9 protein-coding genes are annotated in these 9,826 nt (G+C 41.0%); all 9 read left to right on the forward strand.

Annotated elements, in window-relative coordinates; genetic code table 11:
• Window positions 1-41: 41 nt before the first annotated feature.
• The 9 genes from BLV62_RS20115 (at window position 42) to cas2 (ending at window position 9,463) form a co-directional block, all read left to right on the forward strand.
• A complete protein-coding gene (locus BLV62_RS20115; protein ID WP_089763717.1) occupies window positions 42-539 on the forward strand; it encodes a DinB family protein in 498 nt (165 codons plus the stop codon).
• A 185-nt stretch (window positions 540-724) separates the two neighbouring features.
• Window positions 725-1,516 (forward strand): CRISPR-associated endoribonuclease Cas6, encoded by a 792-nt coding sequence (locus tag BLV62_RS20120; protein WP_089763718.1) that lies wholly within the window; start codon window positions 725-727, stop codon window positions 1,514-1,516.
• Window positions 1,517-2,257: 741 nt separating this feature from the next.
• On the forward strand, window positions 2,258-3,676 hold the full coding sequence (cas8a1, locus tag BLV62_RS20125; protein ID WP_089763719.1) for a type I-B CRISPR-associated protein Cas8b1/Cst1: 1,419 nt from the start codon (window positions 2,258-2,260) through the stop codon (window positions 3,674-3,676).
• A 13-nt stretch (window positions 3,677-3,689) separates the two neighbouring features.
• Window positions 3,690-4,778, forward strand: a complete 1,089-nt coding sequence (gene cas7i, locus BLV62_RS20130) for a type I-B CRISPR-associated protein Cas7/Cst2/DevR (protein WP_089763720.1) — start codon at window positions 3,690-3,692, stop codon at window positions 4,776-4,778.
• Window positions 4,778-5,446, forward strand: a complete 669-nt coding sequence (gene cas5b, locus BLV62_RS20135) for a type I-B CRISPR-associated protein Cas5b (RefSeq protein WP_089763721.1) — start codon at window positions 4,778-4,780, stop codon at window positions 5,444-5,446. Before cas7i ends, cas5b begins: the two co-directional genes overlap by 1 nt.
• A 2-nt stretch (window positions 5,447-5,448) precedes the next feature.
• The gene (locus BLV62_RS20140; RefSeq protein ID WP_089763722.1) at window positions 5,449-7,665 is read left to right on the forward strand and encodes a CRISPR-associated helicase/endonuclease Cas3; all 2,217 of its coding nucleotides are present in this window, start codon (window positions 5,449-5,451) and stop codon (window positions 7,663-7,665) included.
• A gap of 1 nt (window position 7,666) precedes the next feature.
• Complete coding sequence (cas4, locus tag BLV62_RS20145) at window positions 7,667-8,197, forward strand: CRISPR-associated protein Cas4 (RefSeq protein WP_089763723.1); 531 nt, start codon at window positions 7,667-7,669, stop codon at window positions 8,195-8,197.
• The gene (cas1b, locus tag BLV62_RS20150) at window positions 8,194-9,198 is read left to right on the forward strand and encodes a type I-B CRISPR-associated endonuclease Cas1b (RefSeq protein ID WP_089763724.1); all 1,005 of its coding nucleotides are present in this window, start codon (window positions 8,194-8,196) and stop codon (window positions 9,196-9,198) included. Before cas4 ends, cas1b begins: the two co-directional genes overlap by 4 nt.
• 1 nt (window position 9,199) lies before the next feature.
• Complete coding sequence (gene cas2, locus BLV62_RS20155; RefSeq protein WP_089763725.1) at window positions 9,200-9,463, forward strand: CRISPR-associated endonuclease Cas2; 264 nt, start codon at window positions 9,200-9,202, stop codon at window positions 9,461-9,463.
• Window positions 9,464-9,826 lie beyond the last annotated feature (363 nt).

Raw genomic sequence — 9,826 nt, forward strand, 5'->3', positions numbered from 1 at the left:
ACAACCCGGTTTTTACTTTGTTGTAACAAAACGCAGAAAACATGTCACAAATTGAAATGCTCCTTAAAGAACTCAAACAAGAAGCAGTTACTACCCGCAAAATGTTAGCCCTGGTACCGGACGACAAACACGATTGGAAGCCCCATGCAAAAAGTGGCAGTCTTATCTGGTTGTCGACCCACGTTGCCGAGTTACCAGGCTGGGTTGATATGACGCTGAACACCAGCGAACTGGATTTCCAACAAAATCCATACACCCAACCACCAATTAGAAACAATGCGGAACTGCTCGCATTTTATGATAAGTCATTCGACGCTGGTATCAAAGCGCTGGAAAATGCCAAAGACGATCAGTTGGCAGAAAACTGGACATTACGGAACGGGGATATGATCCTGAGTGTTTCCAGCAAAGCGGATGTGATCCGGATGAGCTATTGCCAGACGGTGCATCACAGGGCGCAATTAGGATTATACCTTCGTTTGCTGGATGTTCCGATTCCAGGCAGCTATGGTCCGAGCGCGGACGAACACGGGCACTGATAAAGATCTGTTGCCGGTATTTACGGGCAACCGGCAGCAGGTTTTGTCGGTAGGGATAAGGTAATGCCTTATCCCTTATTTTGTTATGCCACCCTCTCCTATTCATTTTATTCACTCGATGAACGGATTTTGTCAGCCAAGCTGATTTTTTTACCTTCGGTCCACCCACTATTTGAACAACTAATATGCACATCCAACTGAAGTTACGGGCCCTAGGGAAAAATAACCTGTTACCTATCAATTATCAATACCCGATCAGCGCGGTCATTTACAAGATCATCAACAGTGCTGATAAAGAATATGCAACATTTCTTCATGATACCGGCTACAAAAAGCAGGATTCCCATAAAGCATTCAAGTTCTTTACGTTTTCAGACCTGGCGTTTCCTTTCCAGGTAGTAGGCGACCGCCTTCGTATGACCGGCGCCGAAGCTACTTTGCATATTGCCTTCCATCTTCCGCCGACCGCAGAAAAGTTTATCACAGGACTTTTCCTGAACCAGCAGATCCTAATCGCCGACAAGCGAAGCGGGGTCGATTTCCAGATCACTGAAGTTACCGTAGCGGAAGAACGCCCCTTAAATGACGAGCATAATGAAGTACTGTTAAACCTCCTTTCCCCCATTGTTTCGGGTAAAAAAGAGAAATTCGAATACTACCAGTTCCTGTCGCCCGACGACCCTGATTTTACCACAATGCTTATCCACAACTGGAAAGAAAAGTTTGATACCCTCTATGGGTTAGGTGCAGCCGCTGCAGAGATGTCGGCCGTTCAGATAAGTATTGTGCCGAATAAACTACCACCCCGTTCGCGGTTATTAACGATCAAGCAGGGAACGCCGGAGGAAACGAAAGTAAGGGCGTGGTATAATTACCGGTTGAAGGTAGTAGCGCCGGCGAAGGCGTTGCGGGTGTTGTTGAATACGGGGTGTGGGATTTATAATAGCACGATAGGATGTGGGTGTGTGTATATGTAGCAAAAAGGCTCGATGAAGAGAGGTACGATTAAGTAATTATTGGAACTCCCTTCCAATATATATTTCAATTCCGAATTACTTCACGAGCCTAAAACAAATTTATAACTTTAAAATTTATTTCCGGTTAATTACATTCCAATATATTGGAATGTGGTATCGAAAATTAATTTTGATATATGTTTTTAGTTTATGATAATTGCATTTATAAATTCTACGTAATGGCAAGCAAAAATTATAAACTGATAAACAAGCCCCTAATCTGTAAAACATGTATGCTACCTATTTGCGACGATTGCGAGATATGCAATTGCCATCCAGTGATAATAAGAAAAGATGACAACTGACGGCAACGGATTAATCTCAAACTATGTAATCTATTTTAATCGCTCATGGGAGCATTGTTGAGGAATGGGCTAGTTTATGGTCATAAATAGTACCACGGTTAGAGGACTTGTGTATATGTAAAAAACGAACCAACATGTTCAGATCGATTCCTAAAAACTCATTATCTGTTTAAAACTCTTTACATGATAATTTCACATTTATACCCTAAACATTTTCTCCTTTCGATAACTACCGCCAATCGTGGGAAGCAACTTCTGATTATTTCTAAAGTATGCAGAAATTAGTTAGAAATTATTAATATTTAAGAGCAAATTATTTTTCGAGAATAAGATAACCTAAATATAGATTGCTGTTTGTTCCTGTGCGACCTCCAATCGCCTATATAAACCTAGAAAAATGACAGAAGAAAAGAACTGGTTAACCTCCTATACCGGAGATCCCTTTGCCGATGCGGGAGGCTTTGTAATAAAGCAACTTTGGCAGGATGAACAATTTAAGGATAAAAGCATCCTTGAGCTTATCAAGTATGTTACAAAAGTTTATGTAAATAACTGGGGAGCCAAACTCCACTCCTTCTTCCTTAACTCAAAAATCACGCAGGCAGCATTTGTTGGGGATAGGAAAATAGAAGAAGCTATCAAATATTACACAGCTTTACTGAACGATGATCTTCCTTACAAAGAAGGATATTGCCGGATTTCAGGAGAGAAAACGAAATTATACCTGGCGGGAAGAGACAACCATGTTCTCTCAGGTTCAGGAACGTATATTAATTTCCATCCGAACTTCGAACCAGGCTTATATCTCTCGAAAGAAATGCTGATCCGCATGTTCTTTTTACCCCTGGGCGTTGTTCAATTAAGTGATAAAATAGCCCTGCTGGCATGTAATGTCCCCGATATTGCAGAGTATTTTGTAAAGGAGAACCTTGAAAAAAACCTGCTGGAAATCCGCTCTGGCATTTCACAAGGTGTGTTAAAGTCACCTTTCAATTTTCCTGCAAACGCGATATTCTCGTTTATCGATCACTATTTGCGGGAAATTAAACAACTCACAGACTATAGAGAAGAAGAAATAGAGGAGAAAACAAATGCCTCCATAACCTTATTCCATTTTACCAATTTTGGCGCCAGCCCCGACGCCAGTATTTACTCCCTCGACTCAAAAGTCTTCCAGTTCTACGCTGCTTGTCAATTTAAGTTTCCGAAGGTATGGAACCAGTTTTTAAGGTCTAACTACCGGAACTATAAACTAAAGGGAAGCATCTTCGATGTAGATACAGAAACCTGGAAAAGCAAGGATGAACAATTAGACTACGACGCATATAAGACCTGGAGAAACGAAGTTCTGGATAATCTAATGAATGGCGAATCAATACTTCCTAATATCGTCAAATGGCTGGTAGACCATCCATTCCCTTCAGAAATAACAGACTACTATCTAAACTATATCAGAAATATGGATAAAAAAACTATTCAGATAGTCAGAAAAATCGCTGACTTTATCAGCAATGGATCGGAAGATGAAATTGCAAAAGACATCAAACGCCTCAGGGGGCACAGGTCTGCTTACGAGCTGAGAACCTTTACCGTTGGCCTATTAGATAAAAATTATAAAGCAGAGGCACAAGACCCCTTATTTACGCTAAACGAGTACGCAGATTATTTGTTCCCCGACGGAGGTTTCTGGCGAGAAACCAAAAATCTCCTGCTGGTTGGTATCTATGAAAACCTGCATAAACAAGGCAAAAAAGTAGATACTCCTGCCCAGGACGACAGCGAAGAAATAGCCCTGGATACCGAAAACAATAACTAATAAATTTTCGATAATGAACCTTAAAACACAAGGATTTATCCTGATTGATGTTGACGCCGCTGCCTTAAACAACTCAGGCAAAAGTACTTCCAACGATTATGAAAACGGCGTAGATACAAAAAAAATGTTCAAAGACGGCCGGGCTTATCCCTATGTTTCCGGTCAGGCATGGCGCTACTGGTGGAGAGAAACCTTGCAGAAAAACCACGGATGGGAACTTTCACCGGTAACCAGAGATAACAAGATCGCCTTCACCGCGGCCGATCCCGTTAAATATGCGGACGATGACGTGTTCGGGTATATGAAAGCGGCCAAAGATGCAAAACTGGACGAAGAAGGCAAACCTGTTCTTGATAAGAAAGGGAAAGCAGTGCTGGAAAATGTTACCGTAACAAGAGTTTCTCCGCTTAAAAACTCGGTTATCATTGCAGCGGCGCCGGTTAAAACAAGTCAGAACTGGTCTAGCATGAGCAGGCAGGAAGGCGATGCGGTTCCCTACGTAAAAGAAGAGTACAGCGCTATTATGAAAGGCATGTTCTCCCTTGATCTCGAACAACTAGGCACTTTTTCTAATTATAATAAAACAGGGTTTAAAAACCTTACCGATGATATCAAAGAATCGGCACTCGCAAGCGGGGCAACCGAAATAGACGATCCTTATGTTAAGGATTCAAAGGGCAGGCCGCAGAAATTGGTTCGCCTGCATCGCGATGTACGGTTAAAACGTATCCAGGATACTATCAAAGCATTGAAAACGATCTCCGGTGGCGCCATGCAAACAGATAACATGGCAGATGTTACGCCTAAACTGATCATCCTGGCAACTACCAACACAGGAAATCATCCTTTCTTCCACGTAGCCAGCAACCATAACAATTCGTTTAATTTCGATACTGAAAATATACGCCAGGTACTGGCAGACTATAAAGAAAATATCCTCGGAACCGTTTTCATTGGCCGCAGAAGCGGGTTCCTGGACGACCAGGGCAGTTCGCTTAAAGACCTTGAATCGCTCGACCAGAACTACCCTCCGGTTAAAGTACTCTCGGTTAATGAAGCAATCGATCAATATTGCATTCAACTACAATCACAGATCAGCTAATGAAGTTATATGCAATTGATATCCGAAGCTGGACAGCCAGTTTTCGTTATCCCAATATGCTAAGTGGGATACAACCCACCCTGGAAGTGCCGCCTGTCAGTACCGTACTAGGCTTAATCAACGCTGCTGCAGGCCAATACATTCCTCATCAGCAACTGACTATCGGTTATTATTTCGAATATGGAGAAAAGGCCACAGACATCGAAACCATTTACATGATAGACAGCAATAACGGGGCTGCGACGAATAATGCAAAGTCCAATATCATTAAACGGGAATTCCTGTCAGATAACTTCCTGCGGATTTATGTAACTGACATGGCGATTGCAGAATACTTTGCAAAGCCAGTCTACCAGCTACTATTAGGAAGAATGAACGACCTGGCAACAGCCGATCCGGTTATCAGAACGCTGGAACTGGAGGAAATACCGAAAGCAGAAAAGCTGAGCGGCCAACTGCTGCCTTTACGCGGCAATTTTATTCCAGGTACTGTGCAAGCGTTGCCAAAATACTTCACAGATTCCATACCCAGGCAGAATATTGGAACAGAGCCCTATAGCATTATCTCCCATCATAAAAGCATAGGGGCAAATGTAAAGGCATATAGAGACATTGTTAACAATAAAGCCGTTGACATCTATCTGCACCATTTACAACTAGATCAATAAGTATGGAACTACTTGCCAAATCCAATCCCAGAACTTACCTGAATGAGCATATCAATGATTGCCTGGTAATATTCAGGTACCTTCAACATAATTTCCCGGCAGCCGCTAAAATTGTATCAGATATTAACTTCTGGGAAGTTCTGAGGCTGGCGGTAATCTTTCACGATCTTGGAAAAGGGCATGTGGAGTTCTATAAATTGTTGAATGGAGAAAAAGATCACCAATGGGACGGGCAAAGGCACGAGTTGTTCTCATTACCCTTCGTTGATGGGCTGCAGGTAGATGAAGAAATCAAAAAATTCCTAAAACTAGCTATCGCAGCCCATCACAAAGACATAAACACATTAAACGACCATATATCAGCAAAATACGGCTCCAATCCTTTAGGCTCACGGGAGTTTGAAGATGAATTTGGCAAGGTTAACGTTCCCAAAATATTATCTGTTTTAGCAACCGAATACCAGGTCGAGCTAAGTAATATCAAACCTCTATCGCCCAAAAACTTCCTATATGGTTATAAATACAACAAAAAGGAACTAAAGGACAACGAGCGCATCAAGCTTCTCTTACTTAATGGCGCACTTAAACACTGCGACCATCTTGGATCTGCGAAAGTTGATTCCTTATCTCATTTAACCGGCGGCGAACTGGCATTTGTTGAAAATAAAGTCCCTGTGCTTTACGATCACCAATACGAATCGTCCCGCAGCGTCGGAAATACTATATTGATCAGTCCAACCGGCTCAGGGAAAACAGAAAGCGCATTGTTATGGCTGAAAAAACAGCTCGAAACCACAGGCCAGGGCAGAACATTTTATGTACTGCCTTACACTGCATCTATCAATGCGATGTTTGAAAGGCTAAAAGCAGAGCTGGGAGAAGAAAAAGTTGGCATGTTGCACGGCAAGCTGCAGGAATACCTGTACAGCTACCTGGAAGATAATTCAGAGACCGTAAGCAAAACCGATATCCGTGAAATCAGGGATCGATTTAAAAGCATTCATACCCCTTTAAAAGTAGTTACTCCATTCCAGCTTCTCAAACACCTTTATTCACTTAAAGGATTTGAGCAGGGAATGTTTGAAATGGCAGGCGCACATTTAATATTCGACGAGATCCATGCCTATAGCCCTGACACTTTTGCACATATCAAATTCCTGATTAAATATGTTATAGAGAAACTACAGGCAAAAGTCTTTATAATGTCGGCTACCCTGCCATCGTTCTTACAAAAAGAGCTGGAATCCATCACCCAGTTCCGGATTATCAAAGCTGCGCCGTCTCTCTATAAAACATTTAACCGGCATCGTGTTGTTATCCGGCAGGGCAACCTCCGCGACATTGAAAACATTGATTTCATCAAGCAGCGACTTGAAGCGGGAAAGAAGGTCCTTGTTGTTTGCAATACTGTTAAAAATGCTCAGCAAGTGTTCAAAGAGCTTTCTCCCCTGGCAGAAAATGCCGTGCTATTACATAGTGCCTTTAACGGAGAAGACAGGTCAAAACAGGAGCAGCTATTGTCCGGCGACCGAGTAAACCTGCTGGTAGGTACCCAGGCAATAGAAGTAAGCCTGGATATTGATTACGATGAAATTTTTACCGAACCTGCCCCTATCGATGCGCTTATCCAGCGATTTGGAAGGGTTAACAGGAAGCGGGAAAAAGGAATTTGCCCTGTGTATGTTTTTAATACAGCACAGAGTGCCGACAAATATATCTATGATGAAGAGATCGTATCAAAGACCGTTGGATTATTGACGGAAATTTCGCTGCAAAATGACGGTATAATAGAAGAAGAGCGGCTGCAGGGGTATGTTGACAGGGTATATACTGATTGGAATGAAAAGAGTAAAGCTATATTCGATGGTGCTTTTGAAAATATCAGTCATATTCAGATAATACCGTTATTGGTGAATGAGAAGGCGGAAGAAGAGTTCTATAAGAAATTCGATGGCATTAAAGTTTTACCAATAGCATTGAAAGAAAGGTATGACAGGTACATTCTACAAGAAGATATTATCGGCGCAGAACGACTAAAGGTCCAGATCCGTAAAAGGAAATTTGCTCAACTGATCAAAGAACCTCATTCGCTCTTTTCATCAAGTAGCGCAACTTCAAAAGGTAAATCCATTCCCTGCTTTATTATCAACAAAGTATATTCCCCGGACCTGGGTCTGCTGTTCGATGAACAGGAAGAATGGCAGACAGAAATACTTTAACATGCAGATCACAGCAACTCACGTTAATTATTTACATGTTTGCCATAGAAAGCTCTGGTTGTTTATGAACGCTATCAACATGGAGCCGACGTCCGATATCGTGTATGACGGCAAACTAATTCATGAATTTTCATACAACGAAAGAAGCGAAAAATATTCTGAAATTACGGTTTCACATGAGTTAGAAAATGGCATTACCCTTATAGGTAAAATTGATTTCTATAACAGGTCTCTCAACCTGGTTCACGAAACAAAAAGAAGTGACAAATTAGAACTGGCGCATGAATGGCAGGTAAAATACTATCTGTGGTTGCTAACCCTTAATGGGGTTCCGAATCCAACGGGCCTTTTAGAATATCCTAAGTTGCGTAAAACCATGGACATCGAATTATCAGAAGCGGATGTTCCTTCCTTACACCGAATGGTAGATAGCATCGTGGTACTTTACCAGCAACGCTGCCCTCCCACAATAAATAGCGGTATTTGCAAAAATTGCTCATATTTTGACCTTTGTTATATCGATGAAGTATGAAAAAAAGCTATTACCTGTTTAATCCGGGCCGGATCAGCAGAGCAAATAATACTTTAAAATTCACTGGTATTAAAGAGGATGGAACCGAAGACACAAGCAGGTTCATACCGATAGAAGGAGTAGATAACATATATGTTTTTGGCTCATTAGATGCGAATAGTGCAATCTTTAACTTCCTGGGGAAAGAAAATATCAGCGTTCATTTTTTTGACTATTATGAACACTATACCGGCAGCTTTATGTCAAAAGACTATTTGCTAAGTGGGAAAGTGATAGTATCTCAAACAGACGCTTACCTTAATAAAAAGAAGCGGCTAGCGATAGCGCAAAAATTTATCGAAGGAGCCAGCGACAATATGTTGAGGAATCTGAAGTACTACAACAACCGGAATAAGGATACCTCGGAGTTCATTGAAAAAATTCTCCTCTTACAAAACGGCATTTCGGAAGCTGTTGATATTCCATCGCTCATGGGTTTGGAAGGTAATATCAGACAATGTTATTATCAATCTTTTGATCTTATAATCAATAACTTTACCATGGGTGCGCGCAGTAAGCAACCTCCGTCGAACGAAATCAATGCATTGATATCATTCGTAAATTCACTATGCTATACCGTCTGCCTGGATGCCATCTATCACACTCAACTTAACCCTACAATCAGTTTTCTTCATGAACCTGGGTATAGAAGATATTCATTGGCGCTTGACATCGCAGAAGTTTTCAAGCCAGTTCTTGCAGATCGGTTAATTTTCAATTTATTAAATAAAAAAATAATTCAAAAAGAAGATTTCGACTTACAATTGAATGGTTGCCTGTTAAAGGAAGCGGGGCGAAAGAAAGTAATAAAAGCCTGGGATGAGCGATTGAATGAAACGATCAATCATCGTGCTCTCAAGCGAAACGTTAGTTATAAATATCTTGTCAAACTGGAATGCTACAAACTTATCAAGCATCTGCTTTCTATTGAGGAATATAAACCTTTTAAAACCCTGTGGTAAAATGTATGTTATTTTAGTTTATGATGTCGGAGAGAAAAGAGTCGCCAAAATGCTCAAATTATGCAGGCAATATCTGAACTGGATACAAAACAGTGTTTTTGAGGGCGAAATAACCGAAGTAAAGTTGAAAGAACTTATCGTTCTATCTAAGAAAATATTAAATGAACGTACTGATAGCGTTATAATCTTCAGTAGCAGAGATCAAAAGTGGCTTGACAAACAGATAATTGGTGTAGAAAAAAGTGATCTATCCAATATTTTTTAGTCGTCGATCTACCATTGTCAGCCAACACAATGATGTTTCTTTCTTTAAAGAACCACTTAAAAAATTGATTTTCAGCGGTCGTCGATCCCCAGGCAAAAATCGAGGATGATAGGTCGACGACTTTTTGTTGATAATTTGGTATATTTATAGGCTTGTGAGGTGAGGATTGGCGGGGATGTGAGATGGAATTGTGGCGGGTGTTAATCGTATTAGGGTGAGATTGAAATGATTATCAACCGGCATGTTCGCAGCAGCTAAGCGATGTGTTAATCGTATTAGGGTGAGATTGAAATTTATTATCATTCGCGGCAATCGTATCAAACCTATAAAGTGTTAATCGTATTAGGGTGAGATTGAAATATT

It is taken from the genome of Chitinophaga terrae (ex Kim and Jung 2007) (assembly GCF_900107795.1).
GTDB lineage: Bacteria > Bacteroidota > Bacteroidia > Chitinophagales > Chitinophagaceae > Chitinophaga > Chitinophaga terrae.